Raw genomic sequence first — 24,147 nt, forward strand, 5'->3', positions numbered from 1 at the left:
TATCTTATTTTTGCCCGAGGCTCGATGGAAATAGAAAAATCACTTTTCGACAATTTACAAGATTTTTTTGGTTTTGATACTTTTAAAGGGGATCAAGAAGCAATCATAACAAACGTGCTCCAGAGAAAGGACACATTTGTCATCATGCCTACTGGAGGTGGTAAATCCATCTGTTACCAGCTACCGGCATTGATGAGTGAGGGGACAGCAATTGTCATTTCACCTTTAATTGCCTTGATGAAAAACCAAGTTGATCAACTTCGCGCGTTTGGCGGAGAGGATAGTATTGCTCACTTTTTAAATTCTTCATTGAATAAAGGTGATATTATGCGTGTTAAACAGGATGTTACGGCAGGAAAAACAAAATTACTATATGTTGCACCAGAGTCGCTTTCCAAATTGGAAAACGTCGAATTTCTGAAGCAGATTACGGTTTCTTTTGTTGCTGTAGATGAGGCTCATTGTATCTCCGAGTGGGGACATGACTTCCGTCCTGAATATCGCAAGATTCGTCAAGTTATCAATGGTATTGGTGAAAATATTCCCATTATTGCATTGACAGCTACTGCTACACCAAAGGTGCAGTCCGATATTCGTAAGAATCTTCAAATGAATGATGCCATGCTCTTTAAATCTTCTTTTAATAGGGGTAATTTATTCTATGAAGTAAGACCTAAGAAAGATGTTGTTAAAGAAATTGTAAGATTTATCAAAGGTCAATCTGGAAAAACGGGTATTATTTATTGCTTAAGCCGTAAGAAGGTTGAGGAGATTAGTGAAGTCTTAAATATCAATGGAATCAAAGCTCTTCCTTATCATGCTGGTCTGGACGCTAAAACGCGTGCTGATACACAGGATAAATTTTTAATGGAGGATGTAGAGGTTATCGTGGCAACGATTGCTTTTGGTATGGGGATCGATAAACCCGATGTACGTTTTGTCATTCACCATGATATTCCAAAATCAATGGAAGGTTACTACCAAGAGACGGGTCGTGCTGGTCGTGATGGTGGAGAGGGTATATGTTTAGCTTTTTACTCAGAAAAGGACGTCGAGAAATTAACGAAATTCATGAAGGACAAGCCTGTTGCTGAAAGGGAAATAGGTACTCAAATTCTGAAAGAAGTTATTGATTATTCCGAATCTGCGGTTTGTCGACGTAAACAAATTTTACATTACTTTGGAGAGAACTTTGATGAAACGGGCTGTAGTAATATGTGTGATAATTGCCGTTCGCCAAAAACTTACTTTGAAGCGGAGGGCTCTTTATTAGAAGTGCTATCTTTCATCAAAGAGCAAGGGGAGAATTTTGATGATCTACATGTGATCAATGTCATGATCGGTCAAAATAATCAACCTGTTTCTGCATATAAACATGACGAACACCCATTATTTGGAAAAGGTAAGGATAAAGGACTTGTTTATTGGGAATCTTTGGTTCGTCAAGCAGTTCTGAATAACTTTTTAGCTAAGGATATTGATCATTATGGTTTATTAAAAATGACCGATATAGGACGTCATTATTTAGAAAATCCATATGCGTTGAAATTTGTGATGAATCGTCCTTTGGATTTTTCAGGGGATTCTTCATCTGAAGATGCTGGACATGCTACTGGAGCTTTAGATACCGAGTTGTTGAAGATGTTAAAAGATCTTCGTAAAAAGATTGCCAAATCAAAATCTTTACCTCCGTTTGTTATTTTTCAAGATCCATCGTTAGATGAAATGTGTACGCATTATCCTGTTTCATTGGATGAGCTGAAGCAGATACAAGGAGTGGGGAATGGTAAAGCGGTGAAGTTTGGTGCACAGTTTGTTGAATTGATCAAAAACTATGTAGAGGAAAATGATATCGATCGCCCAGTTGATTTGGTGATTAAGGGGACAGCTAATAAGTCTGCTTTAAAGGTTGCCATTATACAGAATATCGATCGTAAGATTGGATTAGATGATATTGCTGCGGCTAAGGGAATCAGCTATGAGGATTTGTTGAAAGAAGTAGAGACCATCGTCAATGCAGGTACAAAACTTAATATCGGATATTTCGTTGATGAGATGATCGATCAAGATCGTCAAGATGAGGTTTACGATTACTTTAAACAGGCTGATTCAGATTCTATTAATCAAGCTTTGAAAGATTTAGGTGGAGATGACTATTCGTATGAAGATATTCAATTGATGCGAATTAAATTTATGTCTGAATTAGGAAATTAGAAACGCATATAATAAATGATAAATACAGTACTACCTCAAATTAAAAATGGAGATTCTACGAATTTCTTTTTAATGGCAGGGCCATGTGCGATAGAAGGAGAAGAAATTGCTTTACGTATCGCGGAGAAAATCGTTACCATTACTGATCGCTTACATATTCCTTATATATTTAAAGGTTCTTATCGTAAAGCAAACCGATCTCGTGTAGATTCTTTTACGGGTATCGGCGATGAGAAAGCATTGCGTATTTTAGAGAAGGTGGGTAAAACATTTGGAGTACCTACAGTGACCGATATCCATGAAAGTCACGAAGCCGCATTGGCAGCAGCTTATGTTGATGTTTTGCAAATTCCAGCTTTTTTATGTCGTCAGACGGAATTGCTTGTAGCTGCGGCTGAAACGGGTAAAGTGGTGAATATAAAGAAGGGACAATTTTTAAATGCAGCTTCGATGAAATTTGCTGTTGATAAAGTGATAGACTCGGGCAATAAAAATGTGATGTTGACTGATCGTGGTAATACATTTGGATACCAAGATTTAATTGTTGATTTCAGAGGTATTCCTGAAATGCGTGGTTTTGGTGTACCTACAATCATGGATTGTACGCACTCTTTACAGCAACCAAATCAAACTTCTGGAGTGACAGGAGGTAAGCCCGAATTGATCGAAACGATTGCTAAAGCTGCAATCGCTGTAGGTGCTGATGGCTTGTTTATTGAAACGCATCCAAATCCTGCGCAAGCCAAATCAGATGGTGCCAATATGCTGCACTTAGATTATCTGGAAGATTTAATGGAAAAATTAGTTCGTGTAAGACAAGCTATTCTTTAACACGAATGATCATAGTGTAGCGTCCTAGAATAGGATGACATAAAAATTTGACGGTAATTATCCTTGCTTGACTATTTCAAGTAAGGATTTTTTGTTTCTGTACTTGACTAGGTGTTTTCTGCAACTCGATATCCATTCCAATTATTTTTTGCATAACTCTAGTGATTTGTTTTTTTGATTTGTCTTAATAATAGTTAGATTTGATTCTCAATCTAAATTATGAAGTTAAACTTATTTTTGTCTTTTTTAGGACTTTTTATTGCTTTCAGCTCATCTGCACAACAGCTTAAGTGGAATGACCCTCTTAAAAATAAGGCGATCCAAGGACGTATAGCTACGGAAGAATTAGCAAATTATTATCGATTGCCAGATCAGTTAAAAAGTCAGGTTCGATCACCGGTTTGGAGCCTCGGGACCAATAGTGCTGGTTTATATGTTGATTTTAAGACTGATGCTTCAGCGATTACGATTCGTTATAAAGTCAGTGGTTCGTTGGATATGCCCCATATGCCAACTACTGGGGTGAGCGGCGTAGATCTTTATGCAAAAGATGACAAAGGAAACTGGAATTGGGCATTTGGGAACTATAATTTTGCAGATACTGTTACTTATACCTATCAGAAATTAGGTGAAAATGCTCATTTTACTTATCGGTTATACCTACCCTTGTACAATACTGTTGAATGGTTGGAAATAGGGGTAGAAAACGATAAAAACTTTAAGTTTGAAGTGGAAGAGGGCAAACCTATCGTGATTTATGGTACTTCAATCGCACAAGGTGCCTGTGCTACAAGACCAGGTCTGGCATGGAGTAATATGTTGGGAAGAGCGGTTCCAAGTCCCATCGTCAATGTTGCTTTTTCGGGAAATGGCCGTTTGGAGCAGCCGATTATCAACCATATCAATCAAGTCGATGCAGCTGTGTATATCTTAGATTGTATCCCGAATCTAGCATTAACAAAAGATAGAACCGCTCATCAACTGGATTCTTTGTTGACGAATGCAGTTGATGAAATTAGGAAAAGACATCCCAAAACTCCTATTATCATTACGGAGCATAGTTCTGGATTTAACAAGGCTATTTTTAATTTAGATAAAAATGAAGAATACCGCAAAAGCAGTGCGGTTGCCTATGCATTTGTTGGTCGTGTAGCCGCATCTGGGGATAAGAATTTATATTTGTTAACCAATAAGGAAATTGGATTGGATATAAATTCAACAGTTGATTATGCACATCCGAATGATATTGGCATGCTTAAAATAGCTGATGCGTACCAAAAGCTGATTGCCAAAATACTTAAGAAGTAGCTCGCTTATCTATAGATGAAGCGATCCATGCTCCTGTGCTAAAGCATGCCTGCAAGAGGTATCCTCCTGTAGGCGCTTCCCAATCGATCATCTCGCCTGCGCAGTACACGTTAGGAAACTGATGGAGTGCAAGATTTTCACGAAGTTCTTTAAAAGGTATGCCTCCAGCTGTGGAAATAACTTCATCAATCGGTCTTAATCCAGACACTTGAATGGGATAATGTTTTATCGCGTCAGCTAAAGCTTCGGGATTGGTAAAGGTGTGTTTATCGAGGCGTTTTAAAAGGGCCGTTGCTGTTGCTGATAATCTGAGCTTGGTCTTGAGTATGGTGCTGACCTGGCCGCCAGATTGAAGCTGCTTGACAATAGCATCTTTAGTCAAGTTTGGTTTAAGATCAATATGAAGGTTTAACGGAAAATGGAAAGTTCTGGTGTACCGGTTCATATAATATAAAGGGCTACCCTCTATACCATATTTTGTAAATACCATTTCTCCTAATTTCTTTGTATTTTGAAAGGAAATTTCAATGTTTTTTAAGACCTGTCCCTCTAAATTAGCATAATCATCCGTTGTATTGTATCCAGAGTTGGCAGCTTGCAGGGGTTTTATCGTGATGTTTTTATTTTCTAATAGGGATATCCATGCTGCGTCCGATCCCGTTTTTTTCCAAGAGCCTCCTCCTAATGCTAATATCAGTTTTTGATAAGGCTTATGGATCGGTTCGTTGTTGTGATTTAAGGTCACCGAGTGCCGATCGAAATCAATGAAATTATGTTCATAATGTATCATAACGCCCAGTTGCTTGAGCTGGTCTAACCATGCTTGCAATACCTGTATCGGCTTGATATCTTTTTCGGGGAATATTTTTCCTGAACTTCCTACATACGTGGAAATGCCGATCTCGGCTAGCCACGCAACGGTATGACTGTTGTCAAATGATTGAACGATATGCTGGATCTGTTTGGCATCATATTTTTCTACGAAGGATGCGATCGGTTCGCTATGTGTGAGATTAAAGCCACCATGTCCTGCAACTAAGAATTTCCTTGCTGCAGCTTTATTTTTCTCGTAAATATGCACTTTGTAGCCTTTTTTTGCTAGTTGATGTGCTGCCATTAATCCTGCAGGACCTGCACCAATGATGATAATAGGATCTTCGTTCATTTGCTGCAAAAATAAGCATTTAAGATCATGAATAGCGTAGGCAGGATCAAAATCATTGACCGCATGAATAGGGAAGATGATGTACTAACCTTGGTCAGTCATCATCTTTTATTGTAGGTGTGTAATTTCTGCAATTTTAATTAAAGACTCTTTTTAGTGTTTTATGGGTACTCTACTTTAAAGGATAATATTTCTTTTTTAGCCATAAACTAGTTCTTACCAGAAGAATTAAAACGGGGACTTCTATCAAAGGCCCGATAACGCCCACAAAAGCTTGGGGAGAATGGATTCCAAATACGGCTATAGCAACTGCAATCGCCAGTTCAAAATTATTACCCGTAGCTGTAAACGCAATCGAAGCATTCTTGTCATAGGGGATATTTTGTGATTTGCTGATAAAGAAACTTGTAAAAAACATGAGTACAAAATACAGTATCAGTGGAATTGCTATTTTAACAACGTCTAGCGGTAACCTGACAATTTGATCTCCTTTTAAACTGAACATGAGTACAATGGTAAATAATAGCGCATAAAGCGTGATCGGGGAGATAGCAGGGATATATTTTCGATTGAACCAGTCCTTACCTTTTGTGCTGATCAAGATATATCGACTGAGGAAGCCAAGTAAAAAGGGGATGCCCAGATAAATGAGGACACTTTCAGTCACATCTCTTATGGATACCGACACATTAAATTGCGCTATACCTAAGCTAGCGGGTAGCTTATTGATAAAGAGCCAAACTAAAAAACTATAGGAAAATACTTGGAAAATACTATTCAATGCGATCAATAGCGCTCCATATTCTCGATTTCCTTTGGCGAGATCATTCCATACGATCACCATGGCTATACATCGGGCTAGCCCGATTAAAATCAGTCCGACCATATAGTCGGGTTGATCTCGCAGGAAGATGATCGCTAATCCGAACATCAATATGGGACCGATGATCCAGTTGAGTACAAGTGAAATTGTTATTGCTTTTTTGTCCGAAAATGCCTGAGGTAATAGGGAGTAGTCGACTTTTGCCAATGGCGGATACATCATGAGTATTAACCCTATGGCTAAGGGAATATTGGTACTTCCTACTGTGAGCGTGTTGAAGATATCAGGTACTTGGGGATAAAAATAACCAAGCGATACACCGAGCAACATGGCTAAAAATATCCATAAAGTCAAAAATCGATCAAGAAATTTTAGTTTGGTCTCCATACTTATTTTTTAATTTGAGAGCATACATAAAACATTTGTGAGGCAATTTCTAAACTTCGTGCTCTGTACACTTCCTCTTGCTGCTCGGTACCATCAGCTATTTTGGGATCTTTAAATGTGACTGAAATTCTTTTTTCAGCAGCAGGGATATAAGGACAGCCCTGATCTGCCTGTGAGCAGGTCATAATCGCAGCAAAATGGGATTGTGGGTTGAAGTTGTTATCATACTGCTTAGAGAAGCCAATTAGAGGTGCTGCATTTTGATCAAATTTGATTGCATATATGGGATTGGCAGTGTCAGCGATCATATCGATTTGCATGCCTTCTTCTTTCAGTATTTCTACTACTTTTGGAAATAGTGCAGTTGCTTCTGTACCTCCAGAATAACAATATGTTTTTGGAATTTGATAGTACAAAGCAGCTAATTGCGACCAGATCTGACAAAGGTGACTTCGTCTCGAATTGTGCGTACAGATAAAGTTTAAATTGACGTCTGCACCTTGATTCACCTTCAGTTGGATAAAATCAATCAAGGGCTGTAAAATAACTTTACGCTCGTGATTGATTGCTGTACGTACGATGCTTTTGATCGTGATGTCTAATTTTGGATTCATATTTTTACTGATTAGCAGCAGCCAGAGCCAGGTGTACAGGAATTGTTGGTAGATGCTACCACATGTAATGGTTGTAATGGAATACCACAAGACTCTAACGCTAGGCAGGCGGTGGTTTTATTGATGAGTATCAAGTTTTTTCCATCGAAATCTAAGCTGTATTTTCCAATGGTATCACGTTGATATTCTACTTCGATTTCATAATCGCCGATCTGCAGTTTTTCATCTGATAATTGAATAATATGTAACAATTTATCTGGTTTCAAGCGATGCTCGTAATCGTCGGCATTCCACAATTGAAAATTTACAGTATTTTCTACTCGAATGGTGCCTCCACAATCGATGAAATTTTTATTGATTTGCCCGACTTCGGTGACATGAACATGTGCTGGAACAGCTGTACCATCTGCTAGTTGGAAGACCACATTTTCTAATGTTGGTAGGATTTTTTTGATGTCTGATAATTTCATATGCTATATGATCTGTATATCGCTATATTACGATATATATGTTTAAAAAAATTTATGCTACAAGATGAAATACAGTATTAACAGCATTTCTGATTTTGGGTATTGACCATTATACCACCAAAGTAATTTTTTAAAAATCCAAAGGTTTTTTCATCAATACAATAACATATAGAGGTTCCTTCTATATTTCCTTTTATGAGTCCTGCATTTTTCAACTCTTTGAGATGCTGAGATATGGTTGACTGCGCTAATGGTAGTTCCTCTACGATATCACTACAGATACATACATTTACTTTTAATAAGTATTCGATAATGGCAATACGTGCTGGATGTCCGAGTGCTTTAATGATGTTCGCGATATGATTTTGTTCGGCTGTAAAAAGATCAGCTCTGGTGATTCCCATATGGATGTTATTTGTATATCGCAATATTACGATTAATTATTTATATTATTCATTTCTTTTAATTTTTTTTAATGTAGACATTGCTGGTGCATGATAGGAGCATATGCTCGTAAACTTAAAGTAATTATAAACGGGTGATTGATTGGAATAAAAATATGATTTTAGTATATTTAATGTAATCAATAATACTTAATATGGCTAAATCAATTAAATTAACTCAGCGGGTTAAAAAAGGTGATGAGGTAGTAGAGAGACCAATCTTTTTTATAGCAGAAAATATCGTTCATTTTGTTCAAAATGATTATCAGGGAAGACCCTTTACGACTATTTTCTGTATCGTTTCTACCACACATGGTACGATGTCATTTGACGTTACTGAATCGGCGGAAGAGGTGGCTAGATTGATAAATTTGTAGGGGAATATTTGGAAGACGAGTACCTTTTATGGCTATCCATTCAGGATAGCCTTTTTTCTATTAACATGACAATAAGTGCACAGGAATGTACCCTTTTGAAGAATTTGAGGGTGATCGATCATGAAAGATCACTTTGGCCCATTTATGAAGGATATTAACGATTAATGGGGTTCTATATGGATCAGAATATTTCCCAGTTGCGGCATTTCTTTTTGGAGATATGCCTGCAAATTATGCGCCAAGATATGTCCTTCTTTAACTGTTATATCACCATTAACAATGGCATGTAGATCGACCAGATGTTTTGTGCCTGATTTTCGAACGAAACATTTTTCTGTATCTAAAATTCCTTCGACTTTCAAAGAATGCATGCGAATATCTGCGATTAGTTCTTCGTAAAGGTTTTCATCCATAATTTCCGCTAATGCTGGTCTAAAAATTAGATAACAATTGTACAGTATAAACCCAGATGCAAAAAGTGCAGCAAAGTCATCGGCACTTTCATAACCTTTTCCTAAAATCAAGGCAATAGAGATCCCAATAAAAGCAGCTATAGAAGTTATCGCATCACTTCTATGGTGCCAAGCATCAGCTTTGAGCGAGGAGCTACCCGTCTCTTTGCTCTTTTTTATGACAATACGATAGGATACTTCCTTCCATATGATGATCGTAAGTAAAACGATGAGCGTCCAAGGTTTAGGCAATTCGTGTGGTGTACCAATATTTTGAATACTTTCATAAGCAATAACAGTGGCTGAAATAATTAAGAATCCGACAACTGCAAATGTAACCAGAGGTTCAATACGACCATGGCCATAGGGATGGTTTTCATCGGCAGGTCTCTTGGCATATTTTAATCCAAGTAGTACCAAGAAAGAAGAGAAAATATCTGCGGTGGATTCTATTGCGTCAGCAATAAGGGCATATGAATTACCAAAATAACCCGCTAGCCATTTCAGAACGGCAAGTAAAAAATTTCCTATTATACTAAAATATGTTGCTTTTATAGCTGTTTGTTCATTTGACATGTTACTGCTCTTTTATTGTCACATTAAAATTCTATATAAAAATACGATCCTTTAACTGCATCGCGATATAATAACACATGCATAATATTAAAGGGGTTCATCAAATAGGATGATGCTAATCAACATTATCCAACTCGATGTAGGTAAGGTATCAGATTTTAAAAAAATGATTATAGGAGCTTTGGTGGTTGCCAAATATGATTGATGTACGTACTGATGCGGTCTTGATCATCATGAAAAAATGCCTTTTTTTCGAAGAAAATAGTTGACATCAGCTGTGGTAGCTGGGTGGAAACTTGACAGTAGATGGCTGTTATATTCAAAGAATTAGCATGCTTAATAAAGGGAAGTTTCTGATCGGTATCTGCATCACCATCTTGATCGTGCTTATTATAATGATCGAACAAAAACTGTCCTATCGTTAGTTTGCTGTTATTTTTTTGATGCTCAAGGCAATGTGAAATCAAGATAGGCATCTTCAATAACTGAATTAATTCTGTCGTAGAGAATAAATAAAGAGACAATATTAATATGATTGAAAGATTTTTCACGTGGACAAATGTAATGGTTTTTGTCCTGTTTTAAAACTGCTGAATGCAATAAAGCCATAAAACAAAACCCAACTACCAGTTGGGTTTTGTTTTGTCTGCCACACACTTTTAAATCTCATTGAGGTATTATTAATGATAGCAGACTATTCTGCCATTGTCTATTTATCGTAACATACATGTAATCATTATTCGATAACATCCCCGAGGACAATAATTAATTTCTTGTACAGTGGTAAAATTTTTTCTATAAAAGGTTGAATGATACTATACTGCGACATTAATTAAATAAAAATTCAATTATAATACGGCCTATTGTAAAAACTGTATATTTGAAAGTATTGTAACAATTCTCTTTCTTTATGAATTCACCCAAACAAACAAAGCTCAAATTTACATTCGATAAAGGTGTCACTATACCCAGCTTGATATTTATAATAGGAATATGTCTTTTCTCGGTCCTGTTTCCTGTTGAGATCAAGGAAGTTTTGGATGAAATTAAAAATTTTATTTTTGTTAACCTCAACTGGGTATACGTATGGTGTGTTACGGTATTTGTGATTTTTCTGATATTTCTGATGTTTAGTAAGTATGGGAAAATTAGACTGGGCACAAATGACAGCAGACCCGAACATTCTTTTTTTTCATGGATTTCTATGCTTTTTGCTGCCGGTATGGGAATAGGTTTGATGTATTTTAGTGTGGCAGAACCGATGCAGCATTATTCTACGGATGCTTTTTCTGAAAGTCATGTTATAAGCAGGGCAAAAAATGCACAACTTTATACATTTTTCCACTGGGGAATTCATGCTTGGGCAATTTATGGTCTTGTGGGTCTGTGTTTAGCTTACTTTACTTACCGATACCGACTTCCATTATCGCTTCGCAGCTGTTTATATCCTTTATTGAAAGACAGAATCAAAGGCAAGTGGGGAAATGTCATTGATATATTTGCGCTATGTAGCACTTTTTTTGGTATTACAACAACCTTGGGATTTGGAGTTGTTCAAATAAATTCAGGACTGGAGACTCTTAATATTTTGCCGCAAACGGGGTTTATTTATCAGATATTAATTGTTGTTGTTTTGGTATCGTTTGCTGTTTTATCTGCAGTTTCTGGCGTTAATAAAGGAATTAAGATCTTAAGTAATATCAATGTTGTTGCAGTTATTATTCTCCTTTTATTTGTGTTGATTCTAGGGCCGACCGTTTATCTTATCGGAAGTTTTACCAATGGACTGGGTAATTATATCAATAATTTTTTTGATCTTACTTTCAATACGCATGTGTACGAGGATAAAACACTCCCTTGGTTTTATAACTGGACCATTCTGTATTGGGCATGGTGGATTTCTTGGTCACCTTTTGTTGGGCTTTTTATTGCAAAAATTTCTAAGGGACGCAGTATCCGTGAGTTTATTGCAGCAGTTTTGATTATTCCAACACTATTCAATTTTATCTGGATGTCGGTTTTTGGCAACAGTGCAATCTGGATTGACTTTAATATCGCAAACGGCGCACTAAGTGCCTTGGTTTCTGATCCGGATGCTCTGATGTTTAGATTTTTGGAGTATCTGCCACTTTCCAATATTTTAGCTTTTACGGTCATTTCCATTATTATGATATTTTTTGTCACCTCCGCGGATTCAGGAATGCTGGTGATGGACAGTATATCTTCAAAAAACTCCAGTAAATCTCCTAAACTTCAAATCGTATTCTGGGGCATACTTTTAGCCGTATTGTCGTTAATGTTACTGAATGCTGGAGGACTAGAGGCGCTGCAAACAATGACTCTTATCACTGCTTTGCCGTTTGCTATCATTATGATCTTATTTGTGGTGTCATTGATGAAGGCTCTTGTCATCGACTATCGTTACTACGAAAAAGGATTGTCTGTTTCAACAATCCCGTGGTCTGGCGAATTCTGGAAGCAAAGGCTGAAGCAAATTATTTCTTTTAAGACAGAAAAGTCCGTAAAAACTTTCATACAAGATCAGGTACTGCCTGCTTTCACTGAATTAAAGGATGAATTTGCACTAAACGGAATTACTGTTGAGATCAATTATATGCCGGATACTTTAAAGATTAATTTAGAAATCCATCACGACATTGTCAACAATTTTGTCTATGGCGTGATGGGTCAAAAAAGGATTGTCTCTGAATATATGGTGGATGATGACAATTTACCTGATCTGGATGGCAAGGTGACTTATTTTCCTAAAACATATTTTGGTGATTCACGTGAAGGATACGATGTGCAGTATTTTACCAAAAATGAATTAATCAGTGATGTACTTAAACACTATGACCGTTTTCTTAAAATAATCGCTGAAGAGTCTAACGAAATGTTCATTAGCATCGAGAATAATACTCAAGAAAATTAAAAACGATAAGCTAGTATGAAGAAAATAGGATTTTTATCATTTGGACATTGGGCCAATCATCCATCTTATCAGGCACGGACAGCCAGCGACACTCTGCTTCAGTCTATTGATCTCTCGGTAGCAGCAGAAGAAATAGGACTTGATGGAGCGTACTTTAGGGTACATCATTTTGCTCAGCAACTGGCTTCGCCGTTCCCCTTGCTTGTTGCTATCGGTGCTAAGACGAAACAAATAGAGATTGGGACCGGGGTGATCGATATGAGGTATGAAAACCCAATGTATATGGTAGAAGATGCTGGTGCCGCTGATCTGATCTCAGAGGGACGGCTGCAGCTTGGTATAAGCAGAGGTTCTCCTGAGCAGGTAATTGACGGATGGCGTTATTTTGGCTATGGGACCGAAGAAGGAGAGACTGATGCTGATATGGGACGTAAAAAATCCATGGAGTTTTTAGAAAGATTGAACGGTGTAGGATTTGCTATGCCAAATCCCAATCCAATGTTTCCTAATCCTCCAGGTTTATTACGATTAGAGCCCTATTCTGCAGGATTGCGGGACAGGATCTGGTGGGGGGCAGCATCTAATGCGACAGCAGTATGGGCAGCGGAGCATGGTATGAACCTACAAAGTTCTACCCTTAAGTATGACGAGAATGGAAAACCATTCCATATCCAGCAAGCAGAACAAATTAGGCTGTATAAAGAAGCTTGGAAAAAGGCAGGACATCAACGTGAACCAAGAGTAGCTGTGAGTCGATCTATTTTTGCGCTAATCAATGATCAAGACCGGTCTTACTTTGGACATGAAGGAAGGGGGACAGATAGCTTTGGTTATATTGAGCAGGATAGGCGGGCTGTCTTTGGTAAAAGCTATGCCGCTGAACCTCAAAAGTTAATTGCGGAACTTTCTCAGGACGAGGCTATAAAAGAAGCCGATACCTTATTACTCACCATTCCTAATACCTTAGGCGTTGAATATAATGTACATGTACTTTCAACTATTTTAAAATATATCGCCCCCGAATTAGGTTGGCGTTGATATTACTAGAGCCCTCTTAAAGGTGCTCTAGTAATATCAATCAGAAAGATACTAAAATGGAAATGTTTTAAGATTGAGGTGTTAGCAATATAAATTTTATTGCGACATCCAGTTATTGTCCGAATTCACATTTTCTAGAATGAAAAACTTCTCCTTTAATACACTCGGAATAGAAATGTACATTTAAAAAGGCATTATATTCTGTTTTTAACTAACCCAGACCAAATGTGGGCTCTAGTAATTCCATAAAATATGTAGACCGTAATTATTCCAAAATCCGTGATACATTAGATTGAACCTATATTTTTAACAGGACTCATTTTTGGATGATTGATATAGTGTAAAATTATACTTTATTTTATTAGTTTGGTGTAATTTATTACTAAATTGTGTTTTGTAAGAATATACATACAAAAATGGAAAAGGAAAATCTAATTACCGCAGATAAAATATTTGACTTGTACGGAGAGTACATCTTGAATCACGGCGAAAGACCAAAAAATATATACCGTTTCGCAAAGGACAATGAGTTTGAAGAAAAAGACTTCTACGATTATTTTTCAAGTTTTGAGCAGATTGAAAAATCAATGTTGGTCAATCTTTTTGATAAGTCTGTAGCATTGGCGTCTGAAGATCATATTTCGGATAAGATGTCCTCAAAAGAAAAGCTTTTGAACGTTTATTTTATCTTTTTTGAAAATATGACGATGAACCGTTCGTCGGTTTTGATGATTTTGGGAAATGATAAATTGCATTTCGCAAAAATTTCAAATCAACTCAAAGAAACGCATCGGCATTTTATCAAAACGCTTGATTTTAACGATTGGAGCATAATTAAAGAAGCAAAAGATGATGTGAAAAATTTCCACGAAAAAGCTAGAGAAGAGGCATTTTGGATTCATTTTGTTTCTGCCATCGAGTTTTGGAAAAAAGATACCTCTCCAGCATTTGAAAAAACAGATGTTTTCATTGAAAAAACAATTGATACAGGATTTGAACTGATGGACAATGAGCCTTTGCGAAAGGTAGTCGACCTCGGGAAGTTTTTATTCAAAGAAAAATTCAGAAAAAGTTAAAGGACAAATCTGAATTAAAAATCCTAATGTTTTCCAATCTAAATAATGGAAATTCTTTAAGTCTATTAGCTATGAAATTTTAATAATGAAAACACTCCATAAAATACCGACAGGAAAGTTAGAAAGAACGAGTAGTTTGCTGAAAGCAGGCGCCAAAGTTGGCGTTAATTACATCAAATATTACGGAAATAAAATTACAAGAGATAAAGATGAGGATGAAGCTCGAAAAACTTTAAATGAAGATAATGCGACTGATATTTACGATTCTCTAAAAGAATTGAAAGGTTCTGCTTTGAAAGTTGCCCAGATGCTGAGTATGGAAAAAAATATTCTTCCTCAAGCCTATGTTGAGAAATTTTCTTTATCGCAATTTTCTGTTCCGCCGCTTTCCGGAGCTTTGGTGAAAAAAACTTTTAGAAAATATTTTGGAAAAAATCCGGAAGAACTATTTGATGAATTTACTGATGAATCTGTTAATGCGGCAAGCATCGGACAAGTTCATAAAGCGAAGAAAGATGGGCAAAATTTTGCTATCAAAATTCAATATCCTGGCGTGAGAGAAAGTATTTCAAGCGATCTGAAAATGGTAAAGCCGATTGCGATGAAGATGTTTAATATTAAAAAAGAAGGTTCGGAATCGTATTTTCAGGAAGTGGAAAATAAATTGTTTGAGGAGACAGATTATGATTTGGAACTCAAAAGGAGTCAGGAAATTTCAGAAAAATGTGCTCATCTTCCGAATCTCGATTTTCCTAAATATTATCCAGAATTCTCTTGCGAAAGAATCATCACGATGGATTGGATGGAAGGAAAGCATTTCTCAGAGTTTACAAAACAAGATAACTCTCAGGATGATCTGAACAAAATTGGACAGACGCTTTGGGATTTTTATATGTACCAAATGCATGTTCTGAGGCAGGTGCATGCCGACCCGCATCCAGGTAATTTTTTGGTTTCGGCAGATAAAAAATTGCTTGTGATTGACTTTGGTTGCATTAAGGAAATTCCGAATGACTTTTACAGACCTTATTTTGAATTGGCAAAACGAGAGAATTTGGATAATCCTGAATTTTTTAAAGAAAAATTATACCAGTTGGAGATCTTGAGTGACAATGACTCTACAAAGGAACTGGAATTTTTTACCAAATTATTTTACGAATTGCTGGAATTATTTACAAGGCCTTTCAATACGGTGAATTTTGATTTTTCTGATGAAACTTTCTTTCAGGAAATTGCTGATTTAGGTCAGCGGTATGCGAAACTGAGCAATATGAAAGGGATGAACACCAACAGAGGTTCGAAACATTTTATTTATCTGAACCGAACATTTTTTGGTTTGTATAACATGATGCACGATTTGAAAGCCCAAAATATAGTCATCAATCAATATCAAAATTTCATCTAATATAATGCCTGCTAACTTACCTTCAAAGATTTGTGAAGTCTGTGGATTGCGCTTCAATTGGCGGAAAAAATGGAAAAAAAATTGGGACGACGTAAAATATTGCAGTGAAAAATGCCGGAAAAACAAAAAATCAACCTTCTCTGGTTCGGCAACGATTTAAGAATTAGAGACAATGAGTCACTTTTCAACGTCATGCAGGAAGATTTGCCTTTTCTTGCCGTGTATATTTTTGACGAAACTTTTTTCAGTTCGACACAATTTGGTTTCAAGAAAATTGGACAATTCAGAGCTCAATTTTTGTTGGAAACAGTTTCGGATTTGAACAATAATTTAAATCAAAAAAATATACCGTTTCTTAAAAAATTTGGGCAAACTCAAGATATTTTTAATCAAATTTCGGAATACTTTGAGATTGAAAAAATATTCTGTCAAAGTGAATGGACTCAAGAAGAAGTCGCGTTTGAAAAGCAAATTACATCTATTTTACCTTATGTAAAATGGGTGAAATCTTATTCCCAACTGTTGCTGCAACCTAATTTTGTAGCGGAGAAATTAGATGAAATTCCTTTACTGTTTACAACTTTCAGACAAAAAATTGAGAAAGATTTTAAAATTAGAAATGAATTTGAATGCGAACAGTTAGTGAACAGAAAACCGGATTTATATTTGAAAATAAAGAGCGATGACGTCACATTAAAAACGTTAGGTTTCGATGATTTTGAAATGCATCAATCTACGGCTTTTCCATTTTTGGGTGGAGAAACAGCAGCTATGCAACGATTGAATGCTTACTTTTTTGAAACTAAAAATCTCAGTCGTTATAAAGAAACAAGAAACGGTTTAATCGGTGAAGATTACAGTAGCAAATTTTCTGCATGGTTGGCGAACGGAAGTTTATCTGCTGTATCTATTTTCCACGAAATCAAGAAGTATGAAGCGAAATTTGGAAATAATGAATCAACCTATTGGCTTGTTTTTGAGTTACTTTGGCGTGACTTTTTTAAATATACTTCAATGCAATTTCGGGATAAAATATTCCTTAAAGTTGGAATTTTAGAAAGAGATGAGGAATTTAAATTTGCTCAAAATTTAATCAATCAATGGGTAAATGGTGGAACAAATTCTGATTTTATCAATGCCAATATGGAGGAAATTAAACATACAGGTTGGATGAGCAATCGCGGACGCCAAAATGTAGCTTCCTACTTTTGCAAAATTCTTAAACAGGAGTGGAGAATTGGAGCCGCATATTTTGAAGAAATGCTGATCGACTATGATGTTCATAGCAATTATGGAAATTGGATGTATCTCGCAGGTGTTGGAAATGACCCAAGAAGTAGAATTTTCCATGCTGAAAAACAGGCAGAACAGTACGATACGAACCACAAATTCAGAAATTTATGGCTATAGTAAAATCATCGACGGCTCAATTGATATTTCCGCATCAGCTCTTTAAAAACACAGATTATCTGGACAAAAATCAACCAATTTTCTTGGTGGAAGAGTTTCTGTTTTTTAATCAATACAAATTTCACAAACAGAAAATTGCCTTGCATAGAGCGAGTATGAAGTTTTATGAGGATTATTTAATCACAAAAAAATTTAAGGTTGAATATATTGAAAGTACGTCGCCACTTTCTGATGTCCAAAATTTGATTAAATATTTAGAAAAAGGAAAATTTGAGAAAATCCGCATTACTGATGTTTGTGACAATTGGCTTGAAAAAAGAATTAGGGAATCCAAATTGGAACTGGAAGTTCTTGAGAGTCCTTTATTCATAAATACTCGGGAAGATCTTAAGGTATATTTTGAGAATAGAAAATCCTATCATCAGACCGATTTTTACAAGCAGCAGCGCGTTTTTCGAAATATTCTGATGAAAGATGGCAAGCCTATTGGTGAAAAATGGACTTTTGATACGGAAAACAGAAAAAGATATCCTAAAAATAAAAAAGCGCCGGTCATTAATTTTCCTGAAAACAGCACATATTTTGAGGAAGCTAAAATATATACTAATCAAAATTTCAGTGATCACTATGGCAATTTAAGTTCATATCAACTGTATCCTGTTACTTTTGAGCAAGCAGAAAATTGGTTGAATCAGTTTCTTGAATTTCGATTTGCTGATTTTGGCGTGTATGAAGATAGTATCGTGGGTGGTGAACATTTTTTGCATCATAGCGTGCTTTCGCCTTTGCTTAATATTGGACTTTTGACTGCGGATCGTGTTTTGAAAAAAGCAATCGATCACGCTGAAGAACATAAAATCCCGATCAATTCTTTGGAAGGTTTTGTACGTCAGATTCTCGGCTGGAGAGAGTTTGTGAGGGGAATTTATTTGTATCAGGGAACTTATCAGCGTAACAAAAATTATTGGAAACATCACAACACGCTTCCCCAGTCTTTTTATACTGGAACGACAGAAATAAAACCGGTAGACAACACAATTTTAAAAGTTTTAGAAACGGGATATGCCCATCACATCGAGCGACTGATGATTTTTGCCAACTTGATGAATCTCCTTAAAATCGATCCTGATGATGTTTATCAATGGTTTATGGAATTATTTATTGATTCTTACGACTGGGTGATGGTGCCGAATGTCTATGGGATGAGCAGTTTTTCGGATGGCGGAAAAATGAGCACGAAACCGTACATCAGCGGAAGCAACTATATCAAAAAAATGAGCGATTATATGGACGGAGACTGGACAGATAAATGGGATGGTCTTTTCTGGAATTTTGTGAATGATAACCGATTTTTTGAGACAAACCCGAGGCTTGGCATGATGTTAAGGCTCACATTGGATAAAATGGAAGATGAGAAAAAAGCCAAGCATCTTGAAATAGCAAAACAGACGATTAAAAATCTAACATAATGACGAAAGAATTTGATTTAATACAAACGGACCGCATTATCGAGATGGCTTGGGAAGACCGAACGTCTTTTGAAGCGATAGAATTTCAGTTTGGAATTACTGAATCGGAGGTGATTGAAGTGATGAGAAGGGCATTAAAACCATCTAGTTTCAGAGTTTGGAGAAAAAGAGTGAATTCGAGTGTAAGCAAGAAACATCTGATGAAAAGAAATCCTGAAATAGAGAGGTTTAAATGTACAAGACAACGAACAATCAGTCATAATAAAATTTCGAAACGCTGAAAGTTTTGTTTCCCTTAAACTTAGGAGGAGTAAAATTTAATATTAATAAAATATTCGGATATGAAAAATATAGTTATCATTGGTTGCGGACAAGGAATTGGATTTGCCACTGCAAAAATATTATCAGAAAATCATCATGTGATTGGAATTTCACGAACTGAAAATCCTGAAGTTCGGAATTTGAATATGGAGTTTCATCCCATGGATATTCTCTCCGGAAATTTGGGCGAGATTAATTTCCCTGATGTGATTGACGGATTGGTTTATGCGCCAGGAAGTATTAATTTGAAACCATTTAGCAGACTTTCAGTTGATGATTTTAAAAATGATTTTGAAGTCAATGTTTTGGGTGCGGTGAAAACGATTCAGAAATTATTACCCAATTTAAAAAAATCTGATAGTGCTTCGGTTGTATTATTCAGTTCTGTGGCTGCTAAGATGGGTATGCCTTTTCACGCCTCGATTTCGGCCAGTAAAAGTGCTGTGGAAGGTTTGACTAAAAGTCTGGCGGCAGAATTGTCTGCTCAGAAAATTAGGGTTAATGCAATCGCACCTTCTTTAACGGACACAAAGCTTGCTTCACAACTCCTTTCAACACCTGAAAAGCGGGAGGCTTCGGAAAAAAGACATCCGCTGCAAAGAATTGGAAATGGAGACGAAATCGCAGAAATGGTCAAGTTTTTACTTTTAGAAAATTCAGCTTGGATTACAGGACAGATCATCGGAATTGACGGGGGGATGAGCAACATCAAATTGTAATCATTTATTTTTTTACCAAAAAAAATTATGCAAACCGACTCATTTATAGACTTGCTCTATCAAATGGAAGAATTTGATGTGAAGTTTCAATTTAAAAGTTCTAATTCCTGCTCAATTTCAACTTTGGTTGTCCATGTTATGGTATAAATAATCTACTTTCGTCTTTTTGCTCATTACCTTGGGTTACTTTGGAATGTCACCTCTAGCAATAATCTGATTAACAGATCCTAAAGTAGTTCTATACTTAAATCTTTATCTATGGATAGCCTGGTAAAGCTAAAGACGAATTCTGGATCATTTAATAGGAGCAATACGTTAAGATACTTCCATGTAATTACTGTACAAGATACCTACATGTATCTCGTCTTCAATTAGGGTTGCAAAAGTAATAGCAAATTTTATATTTTAAACAACAACATCAATGAAACGAACTACATGATCATCCGAAATAGTCTGATCCAAACTCGTGAAAAACATTTGATTGCGTGCCATCCCAGTAATGTGTTATATCATTAAATAGACAAATTGCATCCCTTACTATTGAAGTATTTTAGCTATTTTTGATATAATAACAGCGATTTTTTCACAGGCTGCCGTTAGCGGTAATTTTACAGATCTAAAGCAAAAACGGAAAAGACGAACAAATATTCAAAACAAATATCCTTTATGAATAAGTTAGTATGAATCTAAATGAAAAAACACTTTCGAAAGTAGTTGGAATTTTGATTATAATCATTGGCTTATCAATTATCTTTTATGATATTAAAAGTGAGTATAAATTATCAGTTTTATATTTAATTCCTTCAATTTTTGTTGCAGTTGGACTATTTGCTGTTTTTAAGGAAAGTATTTCAAGATGGTTTTATGCAATAATGATGAAAAAAATCATTGTAAAAAATAACAAATTTATCTTTTTTATTTTACCACTTTCTATATTTTCATTAATTGGTTTTGTTGCATTTTACTTTGCGATTAAATTTCCTCAAAATGTACCTTTATATGGCTGGGTTACTATTGCCATATTTGTAATAATACCGTTAATTTTAATCTATGGTTTCGTTTTTGGATTTTCAATTTCCGAAAAACGACAAAGACAAATCGAGCAAGAACAAAGACAAGAAAAAATATTTTATGATGATAACGGAATTACTATTGAAATGCCATTATTTGATAAAAATTGTTTTATAAGTTGGCAATCTATTGAGGCGATTATTTATTATAATTATGTTGTTAGTAGTGATTTTACCGAATATTATGAAGGTTATAAACTTTATTTGAATACTATTCCTATTTATGCAAAGTACAAAAAACAATGGTGGCTGAATAAGTTGTTTCCTAAAGACTCTCAAAGTAAAATAATCGACATAAAAGTAGAAACAAAGAACTTTTGGGAAATACCAAAAATAGTTGAGAAATATCTAAAATCAAAAGTTGATCTTGATTTTACAGACCCTATGAAAGGCACTATAGTTTCACGCCACACGTATCAGAGCAAGAATGTAAATACAACTATTGAAAATTGGAAGCCAAGCAAAAAAGAAAGTGAGCAAATTGTTTTTGACAAATTCAATAGAAGTGTAGACGAGATTAAAAAAAACTACCGCTAACATCAGCTTTGCTTCATGGCAGGTTTAGTGTTAATTTCAAGTTCAGTTTTTCAATAATACTTTAGTGCAAAACGGAAAGTTTCGTCTATGAAATCCGCCATTAATCAAAGTCTCGAAACGTTAAAAGCAATATTTACAAGACAATTATGACAAACGTCTTTCCTGAAATATTAACAACTGAAAAAATCAACGAAAGTCATCCTGACTTTCGCAAGGCTTTATTGGTTTTAGACTAAAAATCAATTCATGTTGTCCATTCAAAATACTTGACAAATATTTACAACTCAACGCAAAAACTTGACATTAGAAATAAAATTATAAAGCTATTTTATGACTTTAAGGTTGAAAGATTAAATGAATTCTTTTTCAAATGCGTATAAGAAGGGGCGGTATTTAGATATGAAAATCTATTCTTTACCTGGATTTTCAAATTTTGTTGAAGAGCAGGAGATTACTAAACCCAACGATTATCAAAGTGCATTAGAAAAAACTTATATACTGCTTTGAATTCAACGAAAGACGAGCGAAAAATCCTAATTGAAATTTTAGCTTGTATTGATATTCTTAAACCAGTTTCTTATGACAGACTAAATAGAGATTAATAATTGGACTTTTGTTGAATACTGGGGTGGAGAAAATAAATATAATGAAGAAGCTCTGAATAAATATTTTGGAAAATATATGACGTAAAAAAGCGAACTGAGAACGTCGGATTAAAAATATCCCATCTGCAATGCTTCTGTGGCTTATTTGCAAACTCGAACTATGATGCTTCATATCAAAGAAAAAAGCTTGGAAATTCAGCGCAGCATATGCAGTAAGCTGATCCCAGAAAAAATAAGATATACTTGTAAGAAAATCAAAGCGTTATGAAATTTCAGGCGCTTTTTTATTTAAATGTGTAACATTTTCTGTTTCTTATGCTCTAAATTCTAAAAACAGCAATGCAGGTTTTAAATTTCGAAGAGATATACCACGAGTACTGGAAGAGAATATTTCGAGTTTGTATGGGTTATGTGAATGATCATGATGTGGCAAAAGATCTTTGTCAGGAAACATTTGTGGCTGTTTTTCAGCAATTGCCAAAATTCAGGCAGGAAGCATCAGTCGGAACTTGGATTTATAGAATTGCTACTAATATCTGTTTAAGACAGATGAATATCGAAAAGAGAATGCCGAAAAGCGAGCTCTCTGATGAGATCAAAGACAATTCTGAAAAAGATAACAACCTGGAACAGGATAAAATGACCGATTTTCTTTACCAATGCATCTCAGAATTACCTGAATTGGAAAGGATCATCATCTCTCTGGAACTGGAAGAAATGAAACAGGCTGAAATTGCTGAAGTCGTAGGAATTTCGCCAGCCAATGTCAGAGTCAAAATACACAGAATCAAAGAAAAATTAACCTTAAAATTTAAGAATTATGCAAACAGATAATATCAATTTTCAAGATATTTGGAACAATAAAAATGCAGATATTCCTAACATTCAGGAAATAAAAGCTACTGCGGAAAAATACAGAAAAAAACAATTAAGCGGTACACTTCTTCTGATGTTATGGCTGATGGCTACCGCTTTTGGCATTATTTTCATTTGGAATGTCATTAATTTCAAAATGGTTACAACCAGTTTGGGAATCATCTTAATTCTTATTGCGCTGGCATTTTATATCTACTTATTTTTTCAAAATATCAACGTGATCAGGAAAATAAATCCATCGATCAGTAATCAGGAATACCTTTCTTCTTTGAAAAAACTACAGCGTCAGCGACTTTATATGCAGGCGAAAGGGATTAGTATCTATTACATTTTGCTTTCTGCTGGCTTTGCCTTTTATTTTTATGAATTTGCTTTATACATGTCAACAATGGCAGCATTTTTAGCTTATGGATTAACTTTCTTATGGTTGGCAATTGTGTGGTTTTTCCTAAGACCGAGACAAATCAGAAAGCAGAACCAAAAGATATTGAAGATTATCGATTCTCTGGAAACTATTGAAAAAGATTTAATATGATCTAACAGAAATTTTCACCATAAAAGATAGGTTTTGCTGCGATATCGGGTTTATGCCGTAGTCTTTTGCGGCATGTGGGCTGGAAACCCCATGTACTTTTGAATGTCTTATTCGACCGTTCTTAAGACAAATTGATGAAAGCTAAAATTAAAGACCAAGTCTATGATATGGGACTTAAACGGAAAGCTTATAAAAGCAGACACTACCCGCTAGAAACGCAGAATTTTTAAGCGTAAAAATAAGTGAAATTAAGTGATACTTACTCTGGTTAACACTGCTTTAGCCCGGCTAGAATATTTAAATGATCGGTAAATACTTCTTGTTCTATTCAGACCTTTTTCAATATCAATCGTAGTGTAAGCATATTTTTCTTCCAGTAGATCCACTAGTAACTTAGTCAATAGGAATTTGCCTTATTGCTGGTGCAATTTATTTTAAAGAACCTTTTAGACGTCGGCTTTTTATCGTCTTTCCTTTGGCTCTTTCAGCTTTTC

Annotated in this window: 23 protein-coding genes; 16 read left to right on the top strand and 7 right to left on the bottom strand. The window is 35.6% G+C overall.

The annotated features are described in order from the left end of the window. Positions 1-24 precede the first annotated feature (24 nt). From recQ to C8N37_RS16500, 3 genes are all read left to right on the top strand, one after another. On the top strand, positions 25-2,214 hold the full coding sequence (gene recQ, locus C8N37_RS16490) for a DNA helicase RecQ (protein WP_108159936.1): 2,190 nt from the start codon (positions 25-27) through the stop codon (positions 2,212-2,214). Between the two features lie 15 nt (positions 2,215-2,229). After that, positions 2,230-3,045, top strand: a complete 816-nt coding sequence (gene kdsA / locus C8N37_RS16495) for a 3-deoxy-8-phosphooctulonate synthase (RefSeq protein WP_108159937.1) — start codon at positions 2,230-2,232, stop codon at positions 3,043-3,045. A gap of 219 nt (positions 3,046-3,264) precedes the next feature. After that, complete coding sequence (locus tag C8N37_RS16500; protein WP_108159938.1) at positions 3,265-4,353, top strand: SGNH/GDSL hydrolase family protein; 1,089 nt, start codon at positions 3,265-3,267, stop codon at positions 4,351-4,353. Here the strand turns inward: C8N37_RS16500 and C8N37_RS16505 are convergent. The 5 genes from C8N37_RS16505 to C8N37_RS16525 form a co-directional block, all read right to left on the bottom strand. Next, the gene (locus C8N37_RS16505) at positions 4,343-5,518 is read right to left on the bottom strand and encodes a BaiN/RdsA family NAD(P)/FAD-dependent oxidoreductase (RefSeq protein WP_108159939.1); all 1,176 of its coding nucleotides are present in this window, start codon (positions 5,516-5,518) and stop codon (positions 4,343-4,345) included. The two genes, C8N37_RS16500 and C8N37_RS16505, sit on opposite strands and share 11 nt — an antisense overlap. 172 nt (positions 5,519-5,690) lie before the next feature. Further along, positions 5,691-6,728 carry an ACR3 family arsenite efflux transporter gene (arsB, locus tag C8N37_RS16510; RefSeq protein ID WP_108159940.1) on the bottom strand — a complete coding sequence of 346 codons (1,038 nt, stop codon included), beginning with the start codon at positions 6,726-6,728 and terminating at the stop codon, positions 5,691-5,693. Positions 6,729-6,730: 2 nt separating this feature from the next. Next, complete coding sequence (locus tag C8N37_RS16515) at positions 6,731-7,342, bottom strand: low molecular weight phosphatase family protein (RefSeq protein WP_108159941.1); 612 nt, start codon at positions 7,340-7,342, stop codon at positions 6,731-6,733. Between the two features lie 11 nt (positions 7,343-7,353). Further along, a complete protein-coding gene (locus C8N37_RS16520) occupies positions 7,354-7,812 on the bottom strand; it encodes a DUF6428 family protein (RefSeq protein WP_108159942.1) in 459 nt (152 codons plus the stop codon). Positions 7,813-7,889: 77 nt separating this feature from the next. Continuing rightward, on the bottom strand, positions 7,890-8,216 hold the full coding sequence (locus C8N37_RS16525; RefSeq protein WP_108159943.1) for an ArsR/SmtB family transcription factor: 327 nt from the start codon (positions 8,214-8,216) through the stop codon (positions 7,890-7,892). A gap of 194 nt (positions 8,217-8,410) precedes the next feature. Between C8N37_RS16525 and C8N37_RS16530 the strand changes: the two genes are divergently transcribed. Then, positions 8,411-8,632, top strand: coding sequence for a hypothetical protein (locus tag C8N37_RS16530; protein ID WP_108159944.1), 222 nt, complete (start codon positions 8,411-8,413; stop codon positions 8,630-8,632). A gap of 161 nt (positions 8,633-8,793) precedes the next feature. On the opposite strand, the gene C8N37_RS16535 is transcribed toward C8N37_RS16530, so the two are convergent. Continuing rightward, positions 8,794-9,660 (bottom strand): cation diffusion facilitator family transporter, encoded by an 867-nt coding sequence (locus C8N37_RS16535; protein ID WP_108159945.1) that lies wholly within the window; start codon positions 9,658-9,660, stop codon positions 8,794-8,796. Between the two features lie 170 nt (positions 9,661-9,830). Beyond that, positions 9,831-10,211 (bottom strand): hypothetical protein, encoded by a 381-nt coding sequence (locus C8N37_RS16540; protein WP_146171093.1) that lies wholly within the window; start codon positions 10,209-10,211, stop codon positions 9,831-9,833. A 359-nt stretch (positions 10,212-10,570) separates the two neighbouring features. Here C8N37_RS16540 and C8N37_RS16545 point away from each other — a divergent pair, with 359 nt between their 5' ends. The 12 genes from C8N37_RS16545 to C8N37_RS16600 all read left to right on the top strand — a co-directional run bounded on the left by C8N37_RS16545 (position 10,571) and on the right by C8N37_RS16600 (position 23,653). After that, positions 10,571-12,592: a BCCT family transporter gene (locus C8N37_RS16545; RefSeq protein WP_108159947.1), complete on the top strand. Its 2,022-nt coding sequence runs from the start codon at positions 10,571-10,573 to the stop codon at positions 12,590-12,592. 15 nt (positions 12,593-12,607) lie between these two features. After that, positions 12,608-13,630, top strand: coding sequence for an LLM class flavin-dependent oxidoreductase (locus C8N37_RS16550; protein ID WP_108159948.1), 1,023 nt, complete (start codon positions 12,608-12,610; stop codon positions 13,628-13,630). A gap of 416 nt (positions 13,631-14,046) precedes the next feature. Beyond that, positions 14,047-14,706: a heat-shock protein gene (locus C8N37_RS16555; RefSeq protein ID WP_108159949.1), complete on the top strand. Its 660-nt coding sequence runs from the start codon at positions 14,047-14,049 to the stop codon at positions 14,704-14,706. Between the two features lie 85 nt (positions 14,707-14,791). Further along, positions 14,792-16,111 (top strand): ABC1 kinase family protein, encoded by a 1,320-nt coding sequence (locus C8N37_RS16560; protein ID WP_108159950.1) that lies wholly within the window; start codon positions 14,792-14,794, stop codon positions 16,109-16,111. A 4-nt stretch (positions 16,112-16,115) separates the two neighbouring features. Then, complete coding sequence (locus tag C8N37_RS16565) at positions 16,116-16,271, top strand: DUF2256 domain-containing protein (RefSeq protein WP_108159951.1); 156 nt, start codon at positions 16,116-16,118, stop codon at positions 16,269-16,271. After that, positions 16,223-17,521 carry a DASH family cryptochrome gene (locus C8N37_RS16570; protein ID WP_108159952.1) on the top strand — a complete coding sequence of 433 codons (1,299 nt, stop codon included), beginning with the start codon at positions 16,223-16,225 and terminating at the stop codon, positions 17,519-17,521. The genes C8N37_RS16565 and C8N37_RS16570 overlap by 49 nt, the downstream gene beginning before the upstream one ends. Next, a complete protein-coding gene (locus C8N37_RS16575; protein WP_108159953.1) occupies positions 17,512-18,990 on the top strand; it encodes a cryptochrome/photolyase family protein in 1,479 nt (492 codons plus the stop codon). The genes C8N37_RS16570 and C8N37_RS16575 overlap by 10 nt, the downstream gene beginning before the upstream one ends. After that, positions 18,990-19,271 carry a TIGR03643 family protein gene (locus tag C8N37_RS16580; protein ID WP_108159954.1) on the top strand — a complete coding sequence of 94 codons (282 nt, stop codon included), beginning with the start codon at positions 18,990-18,992 and terminating at the stop codon, positions 19,269-19,271. Before C8N37_RS16575 ends, C8N37_RS16580 begins: the two co-directional genes overlap by 1 nt. Before the next feature lie 60 nt (positions 19,272-19,331). Further along, a complete protein-coding gene (locus tag C8N37_RS16585; protein WP_108159955.1) occupies positions 19,332-20,030 on the top strand; it encodes an SDR family NAD(P)-dependent oxidoreductase in 699 nt (232 codons plus the stop codon). Between the two features lie 680 nt (positions 20,031-20,710). Further along, complete coding sequence (locus C8N37_RS16590) at positions 20,711-21,637, top strand: hypothetical protein (protein ID WP_108159956.1); 927 nt, start codon at positions 20,711-20,713, stop codon at positions 21,635-21,637. A 944-nt stretch (positions 21,638-22,581) separates the two neighbouring features. After that, entirely contained in the window at positions 22,582-23,076 is a 495-nt protein-coding gene (locus tag C8N37_RS16595; protein ID WP_108159957.1) for an RNA polymerase sigma factor, read from the top strand. Further along, on the top strand, positions 23,063-23,653 hold the full coding sequence (locus C8N37_RS16600; RefSeq protein WP_108159958.1) for a hypothetical protein: 591 nt from the start codon (positions 23,063-23,065) through the stop codon (positions 23,651-23,653). Before C8N37_RS16595 ends, C8N37_RS16600 begins: the two co-directional genes overlap by 14 nt. Positions 23,654-24,147: the final 494 nt, after the last annotated feature.

It is taken from the genome of Sphingobacterium faecium (assembly GCF_003054045.1).
Taxonomy (GTDB): domain Bacteria; phylum Bacteroidota; class Bacteroidia; order Sphingobacteriales; family Sphingobacteriaceae; genus Sphingobacterium; species Sphingobacterium faecium.

What these genes read in the sequence shown, in the direction of transcription:
- C8N37_RS16500 (WP_108159938.1), top strand. Translation starts at nt 3,265, where the DNA reads ATGAAGTTAAACTTATTTTTGTCTTTTTTAGGACTTTTTATTGCTTTC.
- C8N37_RS16515 (WP_108159941.1), bottom strand. Translation starts at nt 7,342, where the DNA reads ATGAATCCAAAATTAGACATCACGATCAAAAGCATCGTACGTACAGCA.
- C8N37_RS16550 (WP_108159948.1), top strand. Translation starts at nt 12,608, where the DNA reads ATGAAGAAAATAGGATTTTTATCATTTGGACATTGGGCCAATCATCCA.
- C8N37_RS16530 (WP_108159944.1), top strand. Translation starts at nt 8,411, where the DNA reads ATGGCTAAATCAATTAAATTAACTCAGCGGGTTAAAAAAGGTGATGAG.
- recQ (WP_108159936.1), top strand. Translation starts at nt 25, where the DNA reads ATGGAAATAGAAAAATCACTTTTCGACAATTTACAAGATTTTTTTGGT.
- C8N37_RS16560 (WP_108159950.1), top strand. Translation starts at nt 14,792, where the DNA reads ATGAAAACACTCCATAAAATACCGACAGGAAAGTTAGAAAGAACGAGT.
- C8N37_RS16600 (WP_108159958.1), top strand. Translation starts at nt 23,063, where the DNA reads ATGCAAACAGATAATATCAATTTTCAAGATATTTGGAACAATAAAAAT.
- C8N37_RS16535 (WP_108159945.1), bottom strand. Translation starts at nt 9,660, where the DNA reads ATGTCAAATGAACAAACAGCTATAAAAGCAACATATTTTAGTATAATA.
- C8N37_RS16555 (WP_108159949.1), top strand. Translation starts at nt 14,047, where the DNA reads ATGGAAAAGGAAAATCTAATTACCGCAGATAAAATATTTGACTTGTAC.
- kdsA (WP_108159937.1), top strand. Translation starts at nt 2,230, where the DNA reads ATGATAAATACAGTACTACCTCAAATTAAAAATGGAGATTCTACGAAT.
- C8N37_RS16565 (WP_108159951.1), top strand. Translation starts at nt 16,116, where the DNA reads ATGCCTGCTAACTTACCTTCAAAGATTTGTGAAGTCTGTGGATTGCGC.
- C8N37_RS16575 (WP_108159953.1), top strand. Translation starts at nt 17,512, where the DNA reads ATGGCTATAGTAAAATCATCGACGGCTCAATTGATATTTCCGCATCAG.
- C8N37_RS16585 (WP_108159955.1), top strand. Translation starts at nt 19,332, where the DNA reads ATGAAAAATATAGTTATCATTGGTTGCGGACAAGGAATTGGATTTGCC.
- C8N37_RS16570 (WP_108159952.1), top strand. Translation starts at nt 16,223, where the DNA reads ATGCCGGAAAAACAAAAAATCAACCTTCTCTGGTTCGGCAACGATTTA.
- C8N37_RS16580 (WP_108159954.1), top strand. Translation starts at nt 18,990, where the DNA reads ATGACGAAAGAATTTGATTTAATACAAACGGACCGCATTATCGAGATG.
- C8N37_RS16520 (WP_108159942.1), bottom strand. Translation starts at nt 7,812, where the DNA reads ATGAAATTATCAGACATCAAAAAAATCCTACCAACATTAGAAAATGTG.
- C8N37_RS16545 (WP_108159947.1), top strand. Translation starts at nt 10,571, where the DNA reads ATGAATTCACCCAAACAAACAAAGCTCAAATTTACATTCGATAAAGGT.
- C8N37_RS16505 (WP_108159939.1), bottom strand. Translation starts at nt 5,518, where the DNA reads ATGAACGAAGATCCTATTATCATCATTGGTGCAGGTCCTGCAGGATTA.
- C8N37_RS16525 (WP_108159943.1), bottom strand. Translation starts at nt 8,216, where the DNA reads ATGGGAATCACCAGAGCTGATCTTTTTACAGCCGAACAAAATCATATC.
- C8N37_RS16595 (WP_108159957.1), top strand. Translation starts at nt 22,582, where the DNA reads ATGCAGGTTTTAAATTTCGAAGAGATATACCACGAGTACTGGAAGAGA.
- arsB (WP_108159940.1), bottom strand. Translation starts at nt 6,728, where the DNA reads ATGGAGACCAAACTAAAATTTCTTGATCGATTTTTGACTTTATGGATA.
- C8N37_RS16590 (WP_108159956.1), top strand. Translation starts at nt 20,711, where the DNA reads ATGAATCTAAATGAAAAAACACTTTCGAAAGTAGTTGGAATTTTGATT.